15 protein-coding genes and 1 riboswitch are annotated in these 19,773 nt (G+C 52.9%); of the genes, 6 read left to right on the plus strand and 9 right to left on the minus strand.

Annotated features, from left to right (window positions below):
* Window positions 1-4: 4 nt before the first annotated feature.
* The 3 genes from BLW97_RS06235 to BLW97_RS06245 all read right to left on the minus strand — a co-directional run bounded on the left by BLW97_RS06235 (window position 5) and on the right by BLW97_RS06245 (window position 5,788).
* Entirely contained in the window at window positions 5-1,957 is a 1,953-nt protein-coding gene (locus BLW97_RS06235; RefSeq protein WP_077218267.1) for a lytic transglycosylase domain-containing protein, read from the minus strand.
* Window positions 1,954-2,325 (minus strand): hypothetical protein, encoded by a 372-nt coding sequence (locus BLW97_RS06240; RefSeq protein WP_024894265.1) that lies wholly within the window; start codon window positions 2,323-2,325, stop codon window positions 1,954-1,956. Before BLW97_RS06240 ends, BLW97_RS06235 begins: the two co-directional genes overlap by 4 nt.
* Before the next feature lie 127 nt (window positions 2,326-2,452).
* A complete protein-coding gene (locus BLW97_RS06245; RefSeq protein ID WP_075322670.1) occupies window positions 2,453-5,788 on the minus strand; it encodes a DEAD/DEAH box helicase in 3,336 nt (1,111 codons plus the stop codon).
* 156 nt (window positions 5,789-5,944) lie between these two features.
* On the opposite strand from BLW97_RS06245, the gene BLW97_RS06250 reads away from it, so the two are divergent.
* Entirely contained in the window at window positions 5,945-7,396 is a 1,452-nt protein-coding gene (locus tag BLW97_RS06250; RefSeq protein WP_075322671.1) for a phosphomannomutase, read from the plus strand.
* Between the two features lies 1 nt (window position 7,397).
* Window positions 7,398-7,679: a hypothetical protein gene (locus tag BLW97_RS06255; protein WP_235180064.1), complete on the plus strand. Its 282-nt coding sequence runs from the start codon at window positions 7,398-7,400 to the stop codon at window positions 7,677-7,679.
* On the opposite strand, the gene BLW97_RS06260 is transcribed toward BLW97_RS06255, so the two are convergent.
* Window positions 7,642-9,345, minus strand: coding sequence for an ABC-F family ATPase (locus BLW97_RS06260; protein WP_423230361.1), 1,704 nt, complete (start codon window positions 9,343-9,345; stop codon window positions 7,642-7,644). The two genes, BLW97_RS06255 and BLW97_RS06260, sit on opposite strands and share 38 nt — an antisense overlap.
* A gap of 56 nt (window positions 9,346-9,401) precedes the next feature.
* Window positions 9,402-9,498, plus strand: a riboswitch (TPP riboswitch).
* A 67-nt stretch (window positions 9,499-9,565) separates the two neighbouring features.
* Here BLW97_RS06260 and thiC point away from each other — a divergent pair.
* Entirely contained in the window at window positions 9,566-11,452 is a 1,887-nt protein-coding gene (thiC, locus tag BLW97_RS06265) for a phosphomethylpyrimidine synthase ThiC (protein ID WP_075322672.1), read from the plus strand.
* 386 nt (window positions 11,453-11,838) lie between these two features.
* Here thiC and BLW97_RS06270 read toward each other — a convergent pair whose 3' ends face one another.
* Genes BLW97_RS06270 through BLW97_RS19385 form a run of 4 tightly spaced genes read right to left on the minus strand, consistent with a single transcriptional unit; the run spans window position 11,839 to window position 15,574 of the window.
* Window positions 11,839-12,042 carry a cytochrome bd oxidase small subunit, CydX/CbdX family gene (locus tag BLW97_RS06270; protein WP_075322673.1) on the minus strand — a complete coding sequence of 68 codons (204 nt, stop codon included), beginning with the start codon at window positions 12,040-12,042 and terminating at the stop codon, window positions 11,839-11,841.
* Window positions 12,043-12,057: 15 nt separating this feature from the next.
* Entirely contained in the window at window positions 12,058-13,191 is a 1,134-nt protein-coding gene (cydB, locus tag BLW97_RS06275) for a cytochrome d ubiquinol oxidase subunit II (RefSeq protein ID WP_024894271.1), read from the minus strand.
* A gap of 12 nt (window positions 13,192-13,203) precedes the next feature.
* Window positions 13,204-14,838, minus strand: a complete 1,635-nt coding sequence (locus BLW97_RS06280) for a cytochrome ubiquinol oxidase subunit I (RefSeq protein WP_010639179.1) — start codon at window positions 14,836-14,838, stop codon at window positions 13,204-13,206.
* 10 nt (window positions 14,839-14,848) lie between these two features.
* Window positions 14,849-15,574: an MBL fold metallo-hydrolase gene (locus BLW97_RS19385; RefSeq protein WP_031569680.1), complete on the minus strand. Its 726-nt coding sequence runs from the start codon at window positions 15,572-15,574 to the stop codon at window positions 14,849-14,851.
* Between the two features lie 254 nt (window positions 15,575-15,828).
* On the opposite strand from BLW97_RS19385, the gene BLW97_RS06290 reads away from it, so the two are divergent.
* From BLW97_RS06290 to BLW97_RS06300, 3 genes are read left to right on the plus strand one after another with little or no spacing between them, the layout of a single operon-like run.
* Window positions 15,829-17,160: a sigma-54 interaction domain-containing protein gene (locus tag BLW97_RS06290; protein ID WP_010639175.1), complete on the plus strand. Its 1,332-nt coding sequence runs from the start codon at window positions 15,829-15,831 to the stop codon at window positions 17,158-17,160.
* Window positions 17,147-17,830, plus strand: coding sequence for an alpha/beta hydrolase (locus tag BLW97_RS06295; RefSeq protein WP_010639173.1), 684 nt, complete (start codon window positions 17,147-17,149; stop codon window positions 17,828-17,830). The genes BLW97_RS06290 and BLW97_RS06295 overlap by 14 nt, the downstream gene beginning before the upstream one ends.
* Window positions 17,827-18,303 carry a CopD family protein gene (locus BLW97_RS06300; RefSeq protein WP_010639171.1) on the plus strand — a complete coding sequence of 159 codons (477 nt, stop codon included), beginning with the start codon at window positions 17,827-17,829 and terminating at the stop codon, window positions 18,301-18,303. Before BLW97_RS06295 ends, BLW97_RS06300 begins: the two co-directional genes overlap by 4 nt.
* A gap of 20 nt (window positions 18,304-18,323) precedes the next feature.
* On the opposite strand, the gene BLW97_RS06305 is transcribed toward BLW97_RS06300, so the two are convergent.
* Window positions 18,324-19,751, minus strand: coding sequence for a dihydrolipoyl dehydrogenase family protein (locus BLW97_RS06305; RefSeq protein WP_075322674.1), 1,428 nt, complete (start codon window positions 19,749-19,751; stop codon window positions 18,324-18,326).
* Between the last annotated feature and the right edge of the window lie 22 nt (window positions 19,752-19,773).

The following is a 19,773-nucleotide window of genomic DNA, read 5'->3' on the forward strand; positions in this document are numbered from 1 at the left end:
CGTGTTAGCCGGGCGTCGTCGCTTTTAACTGCCATTGCGGCCAGATGGTCTGAGCCTGGCGATCCAGTATGGCTGCATAAATAATGGTATTGGTCAGTACGCTCTGGACATAATGGCGTGTTTGGCGGTAAGGAATATTGGCAGTAAAAATGGGACCCGCCCAGGGTCCTTGCGTGGGACCATCCCAACGACCCAGCCAGCGCTTGGGTGCTCCCGGGCCGGCGTTGTAAGCGGCTGCCGCGAGTAACTCTGATCCGCCAAAACTTTGCTGTTGCAGGCTGAGATAATTGGAACCCAGCACCAGATTTCCCCGGATGCTGTGCAGATCGGCATCGGCGGCGGCGGGAATGTGTGATTGCAACCATTCAGCAGTGGCAGGCATGACCTGCATCAGCCCTTGCGCGCCAACATCCGAACGGATTCCAAAAGCAAAGCCCGATTCCTGGCGGATGAGACCCGCCAGAAAGGCCCGGCGCAATCCTGTCTGGTTGGCGGCACCGCTGATTTCATCAGCATAAGGGAGGACATAGCCCTGACGCCAGTCACCGCCATGGGGGATCAGGCTGCTGGCGTGAATGCCCAGTAACCAGGCCTGTTGCTGAAAAGCCATACGGGCTGTTGCCTTGATCTGGCCGGGAGTGGAGAGGGTACTCAGGTCATGATCCCACTCACTCAAGGCATCATAATACAAGCCCAGTTGATAGAGCTTGATGGCCGCCCGCTCAGACGCAGTTTCTTGCAACACGGGTAGGGCAACATCTTCTGGTTCAGCGGCGGTATTCGTATTGAGATCCAGGGACTGTCCCAACGCTGCCATGGCTAACTGCCCATAATAAGTCCAGGGGGAAGCGAGGGGGCCGAGTTCTGCTTTCGCCTGCACCGTATGCCCCAGTTGCAGCATGGCTACGGCCTTCCAGAACTGCCACTGCCGTTGCTGGCTTTGCGGAGGATTCATGAGGGTGACGGCATCGTTCACCATGGTCCAGCGTCCCACCCGAATAGCAGTCCGTACCATCCAGGCCAGCATTTCCGGCTGAGGATGAAACTGTGGGTCGGTGTTATAGGCCAACTGATACCAGCTTCCGGATTCGGGACGAAAAGTCTGGGTAGCTTGAAAAGCGCAGTTATACAGTACCCGTGCTTTTTGTGCCGCATTGAGGGTATGGATTTGCTGCACAAATTTTACAGTCTGCAGGGGGTGAATGGTTGCCAGGCGCAACAGGGCAAGTTCAAGAAGACGGGTTTGCGTCCCGGACCATGATCCCGTGCCGTTTTGCTGGATATGCGTTTGTATCCAGATATCGGGATGATCAATGGTGGCAGTCAGCTCTGTTCCAGCCTGACCATTCAGGTAAGGCGCAAAATGGCGCGCTTCAGAAAAAGCCGATGCTTCAAACATCTGCTGCAGTCGCTGCCAGAGTTGATCCTGGGTAATCAGACCTTGCTGCAGGCCGTCGCGGGCCATGGCATTACAGGAATGATTACTGGCCGGCGCGCTGCTCCACAGAAAAAAGGGAGAAACCACATTTTCATTTTGTAAGGCGGGATCACGCAGGGCGTCACAGCGTAACTGGATGAGATCCGGCTTTTGCCCGGATTGGTAAACGCGGGTGAAGTTATTCCAGTCCTGTCGATGCGCCAGGTGGATCAACCATTGCCGACGCAGCAGATGGTGGGCAACACCATCGGGAAAACGCGCGGAATATTGGAGATACTGCTCCTGGGTCAAGGTTTTAAGGCGGGGTTGTAAAGACCAGTAGCCTACCCAGGAACCTATATACGTATTTTCCAGTGCGGGAAGGGCCTCTGCAGCTGGCCTGTAATTACCTTGTGAAAAAGCCGTTGCGGCCGTTTGCAACAGGGATTCCTGCGCCGAATTAAGGGGAATATTGTCTGCATAAGCACTGCCTGCTACGGCAAAAATGCAGGCCGCCCACAGCAATAATTTTTTCTTCACGATTGTTTTTTGAGGTGAAGCCATCGGCCGAGGTGTTTTGCAAGAGAGTGTGAACGTTGCGGATGATCTTTCGCCAGCGGACCAACATGCAAATTCAGTGGTTCGCAGTGATCCTTGCCGTGGCAGATAACCCCATGGGAATCACAGTTTTCACCGGCTTTTTTCAAAATCTGCACCATTTTAGCCTCTGCTTCTGCTCCACAGCGACCATCATACTGGATCAGGACGAGGTGTTTCTCCGGTAGTACTTCTACATGCCCGCCCATTTCTTCAAAGACTTTAAGTTCTGCCAATGCCGAGTCGGTCACCCCATGCAGGGCCCCACTGATGATGAAGCGGTCGCGACGCTGTTCTTCTTGCTGTTTCATGCTTTTTTCCTGCTATGTTAGAGACCATTCAGCATGAATGTCCCGGAAATAATCTACATGCACCCCATTATAGTGCCATCTGGCGGTTTTGTCGGAAAGCTTTTAACCGGGATCCGGCAGCATAGCCTCAGCGCCGAATCTCTGGAAGCGGGGCGAGCAGGGAAGCCAGATCATCCGGGCCAAATTGCAGCTTGTCCTTACGCGCCTTATCGAGCACCCCGGAAGCTAATATGGCTTTTCTCTCCTGCAGCGCCAGGATTTTTTCTTCAATACTGCCCGCTACAATCATTTTGTAGACAAATACGCGCCGCTGCTGACCAATGCGATGGGCACGGTCCGTGGCCTGATTCTCGGCAGCGGGATTCCACCACGGGTCGTAATGAATGACTGTATCGGCTGCTGTGAGGTTCAGGCCAACACCGCCAGCCTTGAGGCTGATCAGAAATAATGAAACCTCACCCCTTTGAAAACGATCAATCGGCGTTTTGCGGTCCTGGGTATTTCCGGTGAGCTGTACGTAGGGAATATGCATTTTATCCAGGCGTGTACTGATCAAGGCCAGCATTTCCGTGAACTGGGAGAACAGCAGAATCTGGCGACCTTCGGCAAGGAGTTCGGGGATCATCTCCATCAGCATGGCGAGTTTGGCGCTTTCCTGAACCTTGCGGGCCTTTTCACTTTTCAACAGGCGTGGATCGCAGCAAACCTGACGTAATTTGAGCATGGCGTCAAGAATCACAATCTGACTGCGCTGAAAGCCCTTTGCGGCAATTTCCTGGCGAATTCTTTCGTCCATGGCACTACGTACGGTTTCATACAGATCACGTTGCGCCCCTTCAATATCCACCGAACGAATAATGATGGTTTTTTCCGGAAGCTCTTGTGCTACTTCTTCTTTTTTGCGCCGCAGAATGAAGGGGCGGACGCGTTTGGCCAGCAGGTCCAGACGCTCCACATCACCATGGCGTTCGATAGGGCCCCGCCAGATTTTTTGAAACGTGCGCAAATCACCCATAAAACCGGGCAGGAGAAAATCAAACTGCGCCCAGAGCTCGCCCAGATGGTTTTCCAGAGGCGTTCCGGTCAGTGCCAGACGATGGGTGGTAGGTATTTCCCGAATCGCCTCGGCAGCGCGACTTTGAGCGTTTTTAACCATCTGCGCTTCATCCAGAATCAGCAAATGAAACTGCTGGATTTTGAGTAGTTCAATGTCTCTCCAGACCAGCGGGTAAGTGGTCAGCACCAGGTCATGACGGGGTATTTCCGAAAACAGGTCCAGTCGCTCCTTACCGTGCAGTGACAACACCCGTAAATCGGGCGCAAAGCGTTCCGCTTCCTCCCGCCAGTTATGAATCAGCGACGTCGGCATAATAATCAGAGCGGGGTTCTGCAGGCGTCCGTTTTCTTTTTCCAGCAATAGGTGCGCGAGGGTCTGGGCGGTTTTGCCGAGCCCCATGTCATCAGCCAAAATGCCACCCAAATCATGCTCCCGCAGAAACTGCAGCCAGGCTAAACCTTCCAGCTGATAGGGGCGCAGCGGCAAGGCAAAACCCCGGGGAGGTTCTACAGGGGGTATTTCGCCACTTTGTGGGAGGCGTTTACTGAGCCTGCGAATGGCTTCCATCCCCTCACTCCGCCATTGCTGACTATCGGTAATTTCGGCCAGTCGCGTGACGTCATAGGCAGAAACACGCATGGGTCCCGAAGCGCCAAGACTGAACAAGTCAATAAGTGTACCTACCAGTGGTTTGAGTCGGTGTGCAGCGGTTTGAATGGGAATTCCCGACGGGGTGTGCAAATGGATAGCTTCTTCATCGGGAATGCCAGTTAAGCCTCCGGGACTCAGCCAGCGTGGGTCACGGGCAAATAGCGCACCCAAAAGTGGAGCCAGCGCCAGCCTTTCGCCTTCGACGACGATGCCTACATCCAGGCCGAGCCAGCCTTCTTCCTCACCGTCCACCTGCATATCCCAGGCATCAATATGCAAAAAATGATGGCGGAAGCCATCCGGCCAGTGGACTTCCCAACCTGCGGCGCGCAAATCCTCCACACCTTCATTCATGAAGGTATTCCAGTCTTTTTCACTGGCCAGTCCATAAATGGGCTGTGGCAGCAAGGAGAGGCTATGAAAAAGACTGGCTTTGGCGACTTTCATGCCGGTATCCGCCAAAATTTTCAGCGCTTTTTTTTCTGCCTTGCGATCGCGTTGGACCTGCACAGTTTCGCCATTGGCGAGAGTCTGTGTTTCGCTGTCATCATCAATGGCAATATGCGCGGGCCCATAGATAAAACTCGGCTGCCCGTAATCAAACCGGCAATTGGGACTCCATTGGCCGGGATAATCCCGGTAGGCCTGCATCCCCATCAATGCCAGGGTGTCGCACCAAAGAGAAGGCTGGAGTGGCTCGGCAATGACCCGAAGATCCTTCACCGGATCGGCCACCGGCGCAGGCAGGTCGGGGGCCGATTCTTCCAGAATATTTCTTAACAGTGCGGCCTCCTGAATGTTGAGAGGTGGTGCCTGGAGAAGGTCCTTCAACAGCGAAGGTTTGATAGGGATGTCAATCGGACCGATTTCGAGATTTTCCGCATCCAGATACCAGGGCACGTCCAGGGTCAGCAAGGTTTGGGTGGGCGGTTCGGTTTCCAGAATGGGATGTTGTTCCGTACCCTTGAGGGTTTTCCAGAGTAATTTACCCGCACGAATATCGCCCATCCGCAATGGGGAGGAACCGGGTTTGTTCATAAACAGGCGTTCACTGGCAGCCAGCATGCCCAGAGCGGCACTACCATGGCGTGGGCCCAGCGTAAAATATCCGCTTCGGGGGGCGTAAACATCTTCAATGAGCAAACGGCGGATGACCATCTGATCCGCTGCATCCAGAAAACCGGGTGGACGGCGCAGGGCCGCTTCAAAATTGCTCCAGGGCGTGAGTTCGCTGCAAATACCCTGCTTGTTCAGGCGTGCTTTGAGACAATGCAGGGTGGGCACACGTTGCTGATGACCACGAATTTCCAGAATCCAGTGGAGTCGATAGGTGGTAGTGGGGATTCTGCGTGGTGGCGGATTCAGATGTGAGCGCAGTTCACCCAGCCATTGCATCACATGCGGCCTGGGGCTGTTGACCGGCTGTGGGCTACCACGTTGGGCCAGATAAGCCAGTAACACGGCGGCGACATGTTTGCAGCGACTGCCAACGGGGCAGGTGCACAAACTGATAAGATGTCCCTGACTAAGATGAATATCCACATGATAAGGATTGCGGATGCTACCTTGTACCCATGCACTGAGCTCCGTGTCGGTTGGTCGTTCGAGATGACTGACCGCCTGTCGATAAGGCTGGGCCTTGCGGATTTCCAGGTCACCCAGCCACTGGCGGAGGATGTCGTAGTCATAGGTGTCCAGACTGGGTAGCGTTTGGTTGCCGCGATGCCAGTTCATCCAGTCGTCATTATTGGGCATTGCCTTGCTTGGATATCCGTTGCGAATACTAATGGACCATGATACACAGCCTGTAGCCCTCTGGGAAAGTGTGCAAATTATCCATGCTAACTGCCTTTTTGGCATTTATCTGGTTATCATGACGTAAACACTGAACAGGATCGAAGGAGTAGGAAGATGGCAGCATTTGGAACCAGTGGGTTAAGAGGCCTGGTCAGCGATTTAACCGATCAGCTGGTTTTTATCCATGTGCGGGCATTTCTTCGTTATCTCCGCGACATCGGCGAATATCAGAGCGGTGAGAAAGTGATTCTCGGCGGCGATTTAAGACCCAGTACCCCACGCATATTGACTGCCAGTTGGGCTGCGGTGCTGGCAGAGGAGGGCAAACCCCAATTTGCCGGTTATCTGCCCTCGCCGGCACTGGCTTTTGCCGGAATCTCGGCAGGAATCCCTTCGTTGATGGTAACCGGCAGTCATATTCCCTTCGATCGTAACGGCATCAAATTTAATCGTCCGCACGGCGAACTGATGAAGGCCGACGAAGCTGGTATTCTCGCCCAGGACATGCAAGTTGCAGCGGATTTATTTACCGAACAGGGTGCCTTGTTGCACCCGCCGCTGGTGCCGGATGCCGACCTGCATTATCTGCAAAACTACCAGAATAGATATCTGGATTTTTTTGGCAAGGAAAGTCTGGCAGGCTTGCGGCTCGGTGTGTATCAGCATTCTGGAGTGGCCCGGGATCTGCTGGTCGATATTTTGGTCGCTATGGGTGCGGAAGTATTGCCACTGGGCCGTTCTGCAGAATTTGTTTCATTGGATACGGAAGCGTTGCGCCCTGAAGATACCGTGTTTGCCCAACAGGCCGTGGCCGAGCATCAGCTGGATGCCTTACTGACGACAGATGGAGACGCTGATCGCCCCATGATTGCGGACACTACGGGGCGCTGGTGGCGCGGCGATGTGCTGGGTGTGCTTACAGCCCGGGCCCTGGGCGCACAAACTGTGGTGACCCCGGTCAGCAGTAATACTGCGCTGGAGTTATCGGGATTGTTTACGCGGGTCCACCGTACCCGCATTGGTTCGCCTTATGTCATTGAAGCCATGCAGGCTGCTCTCGCTGCCGGTGAGGGGCCCGTAGTGGGTTATGAAGCCAACGGCGGATTCCTGCTGGGCAGTCCCCTGCAGCAGCATGGACAGACCTTGCAGCCGCTCCCAACCCGTGATGCCATTCTCCCCATGCTCACTGTTCTGACAGCGGCAAAACAGCAAGGTATTGCTCTTGCGACACTGTTGGACCATTTACCCCCGCGTTTTACCGCCAGTGACCGGCTGCAGGATTTTCCTACCCGGTTGAGTCAGCAGCATCTGGATGCTTTCAGGGGAACCGACAATGTCCTGAATCTGGCAGCATTCAGCCAGACTTTTGGAAAAGTGGCAGGCCCGGCAGGCAGTCTGGATTACACCGACGGGGTGCGTGTGATTCTGGAAAATGGCACCATCATTCACTTGCGTCCTTCGGGAAATGCGCCGGAATTGCGATGTTACAGCGAAGCGGATTCGCCTGAAGAAGCCGAGCGCATGTTGCGTGCTGCTTTGCAAATTATGCATGGCTGGCGGCATTAACTTGTTGCCACGTCTTTCCCGGGCATGGTGGATCTATGCAGGAACCGGACTGATCATTCTCGACCTGCTCCTGATGGTGCTGCGATATCTGGGGGTGGTTTTCAAAACCAATGCCGTAGCGGTGCTGGCGGTCCATCATGGGGTGGATGCGCAAGCCGGGAGCCTCCTGCATCTGGCCAATATTCTGAACATGGTGCGCTGGAAATGGATCGGAGGAATTTTGGTACTGGGTTTCCTCTTCCTGCTTATCGGTTTTTGGCGCTCTTTTTCCCGGCGTCGCTGACGCTGATCTGGCTGAGTAGATAATCCTCATAACTGCCTTTGAAATCTTCAATGCCCTGAGCGGTGAATTCAATAATGCGGGTCGCCAGGGAAGAGACAAACTCGCGATCATGGCTGACAAAAATCAGGGTTCCATCGAACTTTTCCAGCCCGTTGTTCAATGATTCGATGGATTCCATATCCAGATGGTTGGTGGGTTCATCCAGAATCAGGACATTCGGTTTTTGCAGGGTAAGCTTGCCAAATAACATCCGGCCTTTTTCGCCACCCGACAGCACCTTGACGGAGCGCCCGACCTGATCCTGACCGAAGAGCAGACGGCCGAGAACCCCACGAATAGCCTGATCATCGTCTTTTTCGCTGCGCCATTGGCACATCCAGTCGAAAAGAGTCATGTCCTCCGCAAATTCCGGCGCATAATCCTGGGCGAAATAACCGATTTTGACATTTTCCGCCCATTTGATCACCCCGGCATCCGGTTCCGTTTCACCTATCAGGCAGCGCAATAAAGTCGTTTTCCCCAGACCATTGGCACCAATAATCGCAATATGTTCACCTGCTTCAATATGCAGCCGCAGCTTCTGAAAAAGGCGCAACTCACCGAAAGACTTTGATAAATCTTTGGCATCCAGGGCATAACGATACAACTTGCGCTCCTGCTGAAAAACCAGATAGGGATTCTGGCGGCTGGAAGGTTTGACCTCTTCCAACTGGATTTTTTCAAGCTGACGGGCGCGGGAAGTGGCCTGTTTGGCTTTGGAGGCATTCGCCGAAAAACGGCTGACAAAACTTTGCAGTTCTGCCATTTTTTCCTTTTTCTTGTCGTTATCGGCCAGTAATTGATCCTTGACCAGCGTGGATGCGCGCATGTAGTCATCATAATTACCGGGATAAACACGCAGTTCGCCGTAATCCAGGTCGGCCATGTGGGTGCAAACACTATTTAAAAAATGCCGGTCATGGGAAATGATGATGATGGTACTTTTGATGGTGCTCAGCAATTCTTCCAGCCACTGAATAGTATGAATATCCAGATTGTTGGTAGGTTCATCCAGGAGGAGGATATCAGGATCGGCAAATAAAGCCTGGGCCAAAAGCACGCGCAGTTTCCAGCCCGGCGCCACCCCCGACATCAGGCCGTCGTGCTGCTCCAGAGGAATGCCCACGCCAATAAGGAGTTCCCCGGCTCGGGCTTCAGCCGAATAACCGCCCAGTTCGGCAAAATCACTTTCAATGTGGGCTACCGCCATGCCATCTTCTTCATTCATTTCCGTCAGGGAATAGAGGCGATCGCGCTCCATTTTCACCTTCCAGAATTCGCCATGACCCATCATGACCGTATCCAGTACCGTATATTCTTCAAAGGCAAACTGATCCTGGCGCAATTTGCCCAGCCGTTCGCCACTACTCAAGCTGACATTTCCGGCGCTGGGTTCGAGGTCGCCACCCAGGATTTTCATGAGAGTGGTCTTGCCACTGCCATTGGCACCAATCAGACCGTAGCGGTTGCCGTCCCCGAAGTCCACGGACACGTTCTCGAACAATGGTTTTGAACCAAACTGCATGGTCAGTTGATGGGTACTGAGCACGGCATACTCCAATACGCAATAATGAATGGGCGCGATAATAGCACTGATCGGGATATAAGTGTCCTTGCTTGTGGGCATGCTGAACAAATGATCCGCTTGACAGCAATCAAGCCTATACCTTAGCTTTATGAGTTGAACAACGCTGGGGGCGTCTGCCAGGGGGCAGGCTGAGAGGAACCCTTGGAACCTGATCCGGGTCATGCCGGCGTAGGGAAGCGCTACAGGATCAACTGTCTGCGTCCTTCTTCCGTGTCCCGATCATGTTTTTCGCAATGCACTGGAATTTGGAGGAAGCACAATGGCGACACGTCCCACCGATATTACCCATAACATGCAGGAAGCCACGGTCACCACAGGATCCATACCGGGTTCCCGCAAGGCCTACCTCAGCGGTGAAATGTATCCTGAATTACGTATTCCCCTTCGTGAAATCCAGCAGACCGACTCCCGCAACCGCGATGGTTCGGTGGAGCATAATCCGAATATTCCCGTGTATGACTGTAGTGGTCCCTTCACTGATCCTGATACCCAGATTGATATTCATGCGGGACTTCCTGCTACCCGTTGGCAGTGGACTGCCATGGAGACGCCGCTGGAGCATCGTCCTGAACCGAGTTCGGCTTATGGTCGGGCCCGCCTCGCTGATGTCAGGACGGCTGATTTGCGTTTTCAACAGCGCCGCGAAATCCGGCGGGCCGCAGAAGGCGCAAATGTCTCCCAAATGCATTATGCACGACGTGGAATCATCACCCCGGAAATGGAATATGTGGCTATTCGTGAAAATCAGGGCCTGGAAAAATTGCGCGCCACCCATCCCGAACTGTTTCGCGCGCATCGTGGCGAATCCTTCGGAGCGCAGATTCCGGATGTGGTCACCCCGGAATTCGTCCGTGAAGAGATTGCCCGTGGTCGTGCCATCATCCCTGCCAATATCAACCATCCCGAACTGGAACCGATGATCATCGGCCGCAATTTTCTGGTAAAGATCAATGCGAACATCGGTAATTCAGCGGTCACTTCTTCCATTGCCGAAGAAGTCGAAAAAATGGTCTGGTCCATCCGTTGGGGTGCCGACACCGTGATGGATTTATCCACCGGCAAGCATATTCATGAAACCCGCGAATGGATTATTCGCAACAGCCCCGTTCCCATTGGTACCGTACCCATTTATCAGGCCCTCGAAAAAGTCGATGGCAAAGCTGAAGATCTGACCTGGGACTTATACCGCGATACGCTGATTGAGCAAGCTGAACAGGGCGTGGATTACTTCACCATTCATGCCGGAGTATTGCTGCGTTATGTGCCTCTTACTGCCCGGCGGCTTACGGGTATTGTTTCCCGGGGTGGTTCCATCATGGCCAAATGGTGTCTGGCGCATCATCAGGAAAGTTTCCTCTACACTCATTTTGAGGAAATCTGTGAAATCATGAAAACCTATGATGTCAGCTTTTCACTGGGCGATGGCCTGCGTCCAGGTTGTCTGGCAGATGCCAACGATGAAGCGCAGTTTGCCGAGTTGCATACTTTGGGTGCGCTCACCCAGATTGCCTGGAAGCATGACGTGCAGGTGATGATTGAAGGTCCCGGCCATGTGCCCATGCAGATGATTCGCGCCAATATGGACGAAGAGTTGCAGCACTGTTTTGAAGCCCCGTTTTATACTTTGGGACCCTTGACCACAGATATTGCTCCAGGCTATGACCATATCACCAGTGCCATCGGTGCAGCACAGATCGGCTGGTATGGTACTGCCATGCTCTGCTATGTGACCCCCAAGGAACATCTGGGCTTACCCGATAAAAATGATGTTCGGGAAGGGGCTATTACCTACAAGATTGCTGCCCATGCTGCGGATCTGGCCAAGGGCCATCCGGGTGCCCAGGTGCGGGATAATGCCTTGTCCAAGGCGCGCTTTGAATTTCGCTGGGAAGATCAGTTTCACCTGGGTCTGGACCCGGAAAAAGCCCGGGAATATCACGATGAAACCCTTCCCCAGGAAGGGGCCAAGGCCGCGCATTTCTGTTCCATGTGTGGACCGCATTTCTGCTCCATGAAAATTTCCCAGGATTTGCAGGAATACGCCCAGAATCAAGGCGCAGAAGATCTGGAGGCAGCGCGCGCCCGGGGCTTGCAGGAAAAAGCCGAGGACTTCCGGCGTTTAGGTAAAAACATTTATTTGCGTTGAGTTCTAAAAAGGGCAGTTGCCATAGGTACTTTGCAGCGACTTTTGGCCTGCGCCGTTGTTGTTCTTGGCGAAATCCTGCGCCCGTCAGGAGAGCTGTTTGAGCCCGCAGGGCGAGTTCTCTCCTGACAGCAGGATGAGCCTTAGAACAACAGGCGAGGGACAACGGAGCAAAAAGTACCTATGGCAACTGCCCTTTTTAGGTGGTGATCTGATTTTCTACAATAAAAAAGCCCGGATAAACCGGGCTTTTTTGACCGGGACAAAGTCCCGATCACTGACTCGACTCAGAACCGCTTGCGTGTATAAAAATACGCGATAACGGTAATGAAAAAATACACAATGGGTAAAAAGAAAATATAGTCTTCCAGATGCATGGTCTTACTCCTTTAATGTAAGCGTCCGGTTTTGCCCTGACTTTCCGCATCCTGTTTTTCATACATGACCGCACCGGCGACGGCGATCAGCACAATCATGGTCGTACCCACCAACCAGGCGAAATACCAGGGGCCATAGTCACCAGTGATGACTGCCAGAAACAGGGATAACGCCATGATGAGAGCCATCCCGACAAAAGTGAAAAGATTTTTCATGACTGGGTTGCTCCCTTAATAAGCATGGTCATCGGCGGGGTTGGGCGGGTTGACCTTGCCGCGCATGACCCGAAAACACCAGGTGGTATAAGCCAAAATCGTGGGTACGAAAATGGCGGTGAAAATGGTCATCCAGATCAGGTTGTAACGACTTCCCGAAGCATTCCAGATAGTCAGACTCTGGTTGAGATTCTCAGACGAAGGCATCAGGAAAGGGAACATGGAAGCTGCTACCGTGCCTAAAATGCCAATCCAGGCAATGGCTCCCAACCACCAGCCGAGGATGGGTTTGTTGGCACGCAACATCAATGCACCGAACAGCATCCCGGCAATGGCCAGCAACGGGATAATCCACAAAATGGGTTGTGCTGCATAATTATCCAGCCATGCACCAGAAACCGCATGCACCACCTGACCACTGACGGCGTTGGCGGGCATTCCCGGATCACCGCTGATGAGGCTATACCCCGTCATGCCGGAAATCATGAAGCCACCAATGATAAACAGCACAATGGCAATGATCCCTGCAGTGCTGGCGTAATTTCGGGCGCGGGAAGCAATGGGGTCGGTACCGCGCAGCATCAACATGGCCCCGCCCTGATATACCGACATGCTGACCGCCAATAAGCCGCTTAGAATGGCAAAGGGGTTCAACAAATACCAGATGAAGGACTCCGTCTGATAATACTGACCATCCCAACCAAAATGAAAGCCGACGCCTTCGAGAATATTACCGATGGCTGCTCCATAAACAAACATGGGCAAAAAGCCGGAGACCAGGAAAACCCAGTCCCAGGAATCCCGCCACTTGCTGGCCGCCACTTTGGAGCGATATTCAAAAGCCACCGGACGTAAAATCATACTGAACAGCAGCAGGATCATGACAATGTAAAAAACTGAAAAAGAAGTGGCGTAAAGGGTTGGCCAGGCCGCAAAAATGGCCCCGCCGCCCAGAATAAACCAGACCTGATTACCGTCCCAATGGGGACCCACCACATTCAGGGCCTGACGGCGCTCGCCGTCATTTTTGCCGACGAAGCGCAGCAGGGTACCAACACCCATGTCCATGCCCACCATGATGGCAAGGCCCATGAGCAGGACGCCCAGCAGCACCCACCACAATAGTTTAAGTCCAATATAGAGATCCATTGTGTTGCCTCCTTATTTCTTGGCCAGACTGGGCTTGGCAAAAACGGGCTGACCGGCCATACCGCCCCCGGCAGGAGCCTTGTCATGACCATGATGGCTGGCTTGTGGGCCAAGACGCGCGTATTTGAACATCAGGTACATTTCTGCAGCGATGAACGAGCTGTAAAGCAGTACAAAACCGATCAGGGAAAAAATCATGTAGCCGACGCTGTGACTGGAAGCTGACACAAAGGTGGGCAACATATTGTAAACCGTCCAGGGTTGCCGACCATTTTCTGCCGTAATCCATCCAAATTCACAGGCAAACCAGGGTAATGGAATACTCCATAAGGCGACTTTCAGGAGCAGGGGATGCTTTTCCACCTCATTTTTGAGGCTGAAATAGGCGGCAAATGCAAAAATGGCGAGCATGATAAAGCCGAAAGCCACCATGATACGGAATGCCCAAAATTCTACCCAGACATTGGGAACCGTTTCGTGAGCCGTTTTGTCCACGACGCTGGCGAGATTGCTGGCATCCACCTTTTTCAGGTCCTGATCAGGGGCGTACTGCATGGCCAGAAAGCCATAGCCCATGTCTGTCTGATACTGTTTGAAGGTCGCCAAAGCCTGCACGTTACTGTGGTCATGATTATATTCTTTCAGGGCAACCATGGCCTTGATGCCATTAACTACTTTGGGCTTGGCTTCATCCACCAATTGATGAATACCGGGGATGACGGTGTCCTCCGAGTGGGTAAGCAGAGGCGTCAGCACATAGGGAACACCAATTTCAAAAAGGTTTTTACCTGCAGCCTTATCCGGGAAAGCAATCAGATTCCAGGGTGCAGATGCCGTGTTGTAGTCTGTATTCCAGATGGCTTCCATGGCCGCCACTTTCATGGGTTGAGCCTTGGCGTCAATGAAGCCCAGTGCATCGCCCAGAGTCACCACACCAATGGTGGAAATCACTCCGAAAACGGCAGCAATACGAAATGAACGCAGGGCAATATCCTTGCGCTTGTTGGTGAGCAGATAGAAGGCACTGATCCCCATGACAAACATGGATCCGGTCACAAAACCGGCGATGGAGGTATGGACAAATTTTGCCTGAGCGTCTTCATTAAAAATCAACTGGACAAAGCTGCTGAATTCCAGGCGCATGGTATTGGGATCAAAGGTTCCGCCTCTGGGGTCCTGCATGAAGCCATTGGCGATCAGAATCCACAATGCGGAAAGGTTGGAGCCCAGCGCTACCAGATAGGTAACGACCAGATGGGCCTTGGCACTGATCCGGTCCCAGCCAAAAAACATGATGCCCACAAAGGTGGATTCCATGAAAAACGCCATCAGGCCTTCAATAGCCAGAGGCGTACCAAAAATATCTCCGACGAAATGGGAGTACATGGACCAGTTGGTACCAAACTCAAATTCCATGGTCAGGCCCGTGGCCACACCCAATGCAAAATTAATGGCGAAAAGCTTGCCCCAGAACTGGGTCATTTCCTTGTAAATGGGTTTCCCCGTGATGACATAAACCGACTCCATGGTGGCCAGCAGAAATGACAGGCCCAGAGTCAGGGGTACAAACAGAAAGTGATACAGGGCTGTCAGCGCAAACTGCAGACGCGACAGCTCGACCACCGTGGGATTAATTAACATATCCATGAACATCCTCCTACAAAGAAACCGGGTTGTTCCGGTCCGGCGTGTAACGGTGCACCTCTTCATCAGGTGATCCGGGTTTTTTTACTGCGTTACTGCTTTTGCTGGTGCTATTAGTGAACAGGCGGGAATACTTTTGAAAAATTTCCCGATGTCCATTTTGGTTATGGAACCAGTTGTCTTTGCGGCGGACTTCTTCAATGCTGGTCAGGCGTCTTTCCTTGGTTTCGAGACCGGGGTATACCAGGGTTTCCCCTGGAAATGTCATTAATTGTTGAGTAATACTTTGATAAAGTACTCGCGTATCATCTGTGCTGGGGCAGGGTAGGGTGCTGTTGACCAATAAGGTTTTTCCAGTAAACAGGCGATCCTCCCAATGGTAAGTGAGGGCGCAGGGACTTTGTCCGGGAGTATGCAAAACCTGCAGGCTTTCTTCGCCAAAATAAAGGCGATCGCCATGGCGCAAACGCAGATCAATCTGACTGTTTGTATTACTTTCATGAGCCAGCACCCGCGCCCCAGTGGCCGTCTTCAGCTCTTCTGCCGCACTCATCTGTTCGACCTCATGGTGGGTCTGCAATATGTACGTCAGGATGAGGCCCCGCTCCTGAATAAATAGTGCGAAACTTTCCAAAAGCGCAGGCACCGGATCAATAATGACGGCTTCCCGAGTGACGGGATCACCCAGCAAATAACTGAGTGCGCCTTTTTGGGAATCACATAGTTGTCTAAAAATCATCTGCTCCACCGTCAGTTGCCACCGGACGTCAGAGCATCAGCAAACTCTGTGCCATTTTCAGGAGTTTGTATGCGGATATCCTTTTTATGAAAAAACATCATTATTTCAATGTAATATTTGAAATTTGGGCGGTATATTTTTCTGAAGGCCTAGTGCCCCTGCAGCCTCACACCCGTAAACTGTCAAAAATGACATAGACGATTTGGCAGAGACTGCTACAATTGTCAGTGCGCAGGTGCTGCGGCGGGAGGTTTATGACTGATTTACTGAAACAATTGCGACCGGAAATGACTTCATTACTGGATTGTTTTAGTACTCCGGCAGTACTTTTGTGCGCCGACTATACAGTATTGGCCGCCAATCAGGCCTACCGGCGCGCTTTTGGCGATGGCAAACCCCTGCAGGGTCGACGTTGTGCGGAAATTATGGCCGAGGCGGGGTTTGCCTGTCAGCAAAGTGGTAATCACTGTCCTCTGGACAACTGTCAGCAGACGGGCGTGGATCAGCATGTAGTCCATTCCCATACCTCGGGAAATACCCAAATTGATTTGTACCCTATTCGTAATGAACGCGCCGAAGTCGTTTATTTTCTTGAATTGCTGAATGTGACCCCCGCAGACGCAACGCATGGGACACCGGCTATGGTCGGCCAATCGGAGGCCTGGCGGGAGGTAGTGCGCCTCATTCGACGGGTAGCTCCCGGTGATGCGGCAGTGCTCCTTCTTGGGGAATCCGGAACCGGCAAGGAACTGGCTGCAGCGGCGGTACATCAGGCCAGTCATCTCAGTCACGGACCCTTCATCACCGTCGATTGCTCCGGTTTGCCGGAAACACTTTTTGAAAGCGAATTGTTTGGTCATGAAAAAGGCGCATTTACGGGTGCCCATTCCCGAAAAACCGGTTTGGTTGAAGCCGCCAATGGGGGAACCTTGTTTCTGGACGAAGTGGGTGACATTCCTCTTAACCTTCAGGTGAAATTGTTGCGGCTTCTGGAAACCGGCACGTTTCGCAGGGTAGGGGGGGTTGAACCGATTCGTTCCCGGTTTCGACTGATTTCAGCAACGCACCGTCATCTGGAAAAAATGGTCGCAGAGGAGCGTTTCCGTCAGGATCTTTATTATCGTATCAACACGTTCCCCATTGCTTTACCGGCGTTGCGGGATCGTCTGGATGATATTCCCTTGCTGGCCGCAGCCATTTTGCAGCGCATCCCGGCAGCCAAGGGGCTGCAACTGCACGCTGATACTCTACAGTTGCTGGGTCAATACACTTTTCCGGGCAACATCCGCGAGTTGCGCAACATTCTTGAACGCGCGGCGCTGATGGCCGATGAACATTGGATACTCCCCCAGCATCTGCCCCTGGCCCTGCAAGAGCAAGGCACGCCGCCCAAACAGGATAATCATGCCAAAATTTCCGGCTTGGATGCCATTGTTCCCTTGGCTGATCTGGAGGCCCAGTATTTACGATGGGCGCGGAGTGCTTTTGGCGGGGATCGACGCAGTCTGGCCGCCCGGCTGGGTGTCAGTGAGCGCACCCTTTATCGTAAGCTGGATGCCTTGAAGGAAGCACATGGTCTTGAATGAAAATATCTGGCCCGAAGGCTTGTGGATCCGAGCCGCAGCGCAGCAAGAGGCCCCCTGCATTATGTTGATGCATGGCCTGGGCGCATCCAAAGAAGACCTTGCTCCCCTCGCAGACTTTGTCGATCCGGAAAAACAGTTTCGATGGGTTCTCCCCGATGCTCCAGTACGTCCGGTCACTCTCAATGGCGGGCGGCCAATGCGGGCCTGGTATGATATTTATGGGCTGGGTCGGGATTCTGGCGAAGATGCAGCGGGAATGGAACACATGGCGACTCGCCTCGCTGCGCTGATGGAGCATGAACAGCAGCAGGCAGGTACTCAACCCTTGATACTGGGCGGGTTTTCCCAGGGCGGGGCGATGGCGCTTTATTTGGCTTTTCATCATGCTTGTCCGGCGGCAGCTGTGCTGGCTTTCAGCGCCTATTTACCGCTTCGCCAGACGCTTCCTCAGTCCGCTCAGGTGACTCCGATTTTCTGGGGGCATGGTCGTTCCGATACCGTTCTGCCTTTGGAATATATGGAAATTGCCCGCGACATCATGGAATCCCTGGGGTACGCTCTCAGTACCCATATTTATCCCATGGATCATAGTATTTGTGCGGTAGAGCTTGTGGACGCACGGAAATTTTTGGACAGCATAGTCATGCAAGGAAATTTGAAAAAATCATGAATACCCTCTGGATTGAGCAGTTTGTACATATACTCGCGGTGATTGTCTGGATTGGCGGCCTGTTTTTTGTGACGATGGTGCTGGCCCCGACCCTGAAAAAAGAAATCACGCAGAACAGTACGCGTATTGCCTTGATGCATGTGTTGCTGCGCCGTTTCTTTTTCTGGATGTTGCTCGCGGCTTTCCTGTTATTGCTCACGGGTTATAGCATGGTGTTCGTTTTCTACGGGGGATTTGCCGCTCTGACCATCCCCGAATGGATCATGGTGGTATTAGGCACGATCATGGTGATGATTGTTCTGCACACTTATTTTGCACCACTCAAACGGCTGCGCCGGGCGGTACGTGATGAGGACTGGCAGGCGGGTTCCAAAGCCCTGGGTCAGGTGCGAATGCTGGCCAGCACCAATCTTGTGCTGTCTTTTATTGTCATTCTGGTGGGGATATGGGGCGTGTTTGGCACGCCCTGGTGATAGTGGCTGAGTTTCGATGCCTAATCAGATGATTCCGCAGATCCAAAAATCTGTTCTTCCAGTCCCCAGCGGGCTGCCAGTGTTTCGGTGGCATTGACCAGTTCTTCGGCGCGGGATGGATGGTTGACACGTATTTCGGCAATACGGCGCAGCGCTTCTTGGCGATCGCCACTGTTGGCGAGCAGATGAATCAGTTCTCCGGCATCCCGGCCAATAATTTCGCCGCCCAATAACTCACCACTATCCATATCAGCGAGCAGTCGCACGAAACCTGCTGTGTCATCCTGACCCAATGCCCTTGGCGAGGTTTCAAACGCCGCGAAGCCTACGGCTGGTTCATAACCTTGGTCTTCTGCTGTGTCATCATCCAGGCCAATGCGCGCCAGCTCTAACGCTGAATAAACCAGTTCCGGTACCCAGGCTGGATTCCGCTCCAGTTTTTCTTCACTGAGCAGGTTGTGAATGATGATTTGGGCGTCGCTCAGAGCCTGATTGGCATTCATGATCGGGCCCACTACATCCCCAAGGGCAAAAATACCCGGTTCTGCGGTTTCCAGGTGTTCATCTGCTTGTACAAAGCCTTTTTCATCAAGTTCCACAGCCGTATTTTCCAGACCCAGGCCCTGGGTGAAAGCCTTACGCCCGGTTGCCAATAGTACCCAGTCGCCCTGTACGGATTGCCCGTCTTCTGCAAAAACCGTCACGCCCTGATCATCCTCGGCAATGCGTGCTACGCGAAAATGCTCTACGGCCTTAATATCCAAGGCGTTGAGGGCGGCTTTCAGGGTATCCTTGGCTTGTGGTGAAAATTGGGTATGGGCCAGTGAGGCGGAGTTCACCAGCCATTGCACGTCTTTATCCAGCTGATCAAAAATATATGCAAACTCTGTGCCGATTACGCCGCCGCCAATCAGTATAACGCGCTTGCCCGCCGGAGCTCCGTCGTCATAAAGCATGTCGCTGGTGAGCACTTTTCCAGGAATGGTCTGGATGCCCTCGGGAAGGGCAGGGGTGGATCCCGTTGCAATAATTGTGTACCGCGTTTGTATCTGGCTGCTGCCAGTTGGGCCGTCAACGCTAATATGCCGGGCATCTACAAAGCTGCCGGTTCCTTCCAACAGTTGCACCCCCAGACGTTTGAGGTAATCCACATAACTGTTGCGAACGGACTCGACTACCTGGTGCTGATGTTCCCAGGCTTGAGCCATGTCCCCTTTCAGATCAGTGCCGATGACACCGCGTTTGGCAAAATGCCGGCTTTGTTCAATCCATTTGGCCGTTTCGTGCCAATCTTTTTTGGGAACACAACCACGGTTGAGGCAGGTTCCGCCCCAGGTAGCACTTTCAATAATGGCCACTTTTTGGCCACGTAAAGCCGCCAAAACTGCAGCACGATATCCACCTGGTCCACTACCAATAATGGTGATATCTACTTGATAATTGCTCATAAGTCCATCCTTATCATTCGGT

It is taken from the genome of Acidithiobacillus albertensis, from assembly GCF_001931655.1.
Taxonomy (GTDB): Bacteria; Pseudomonadota; Gammaproteobacteria; order Acidithiobacillales; family Acidithiobacillaceae; genus Acidithiobacillus; species Acidithiobacillus thiooxidans.

Bases quoted from the DNA above. Each gene is read 5' to 3' on its own strand.
- thiC (WP_075322672.1), top strand. From the start codon at position 9,566: ATGGCGACACGTCCCACCGATATTACCCATAACATGCAGGAAGCCACG.
- BLW97_RS06300 (WP_010639171.1), top strand. From the start codon at position 17,827: ATGAATACCCTCTGGATTGAGCAGTTTGTACATATACTCGCGGTGATT.
- BLW97_RS19385 (WP_031569680.1), bottom strand. From the start codon at position 15,574: ATGATTTTTAGACAACTATGTGATTCCCAAAAAGGCGCACTCAGTTAT.
- BLW97_RS06260 (WP_423230361.1), bottom strand. From the start codon at position 9,345: ATGCCCACAAGCAAGGACACTTATATCCCGATCAGTGCTATTATCGCG.
- BLW97_RS06240 (WP_024894265.1), bottom strand. From the start codon at position 2,325: ATGAAACAGCAAGAAGAACAGCGTCGCGACCGCTTCATCATCAGTGGG.
- BLW97_RS06280 (WP_010639179.1), bottom strand. From the start codon at position 14,838: ATGGATATGTTAATTAATCCCACGGTGGTCGAGCTGTCGCGTCTGCAG.
- BLW97_RS06270 (WP_075322673.1), bottom strand. From the start codon at position 12,042: ATGAAAAATCTTTTCACTTTTGTCGGGATGGCTCTCATCATGGCGTTA.
- BLW97_RS06295 (WP_010639173.1), top strand. From the start codon at position 17,147: ATGGTCTTGAATGAAAATATCTGGCCCGAAGGCTTGTGGATCCGAGCC.
- cydB (WP_024894271.1), bottom strand. From the start codon at position 13,191: ATGGATCTCTATATTGGACTTAAACTATTGTGGTGGGTGCTGCTGGGC.
- BLW97_RS06245 (WP_075322670.1), bottom strand. From the start codon at position 5,788: ATGCCCAATAATGACGACTGGATGAACTGGCATCGCGGCAACCAAACG.
- BLW97_RS06250 (WP_075322671.1), top strand. From the start codon at position 5,945: ATGGCAGCATTTGGAACCAGTGGGTTAAGAGGCCTGGTCAGCGATTTA.
- BLW97_RS06290 (WP_010639175.1), top strand. From the start codon at position 15,829: ATGACTGATTTACTGAAACAATTGCGACCGGAAATGACTTCATTACTG.
- BLW97_RS06305 (WP_075322674.1), bottom strand. From the start codon at position 19,751: ATGAGCAATTATCAAGTAGATATCACCATTATTGGTAGTGGACCAGGT.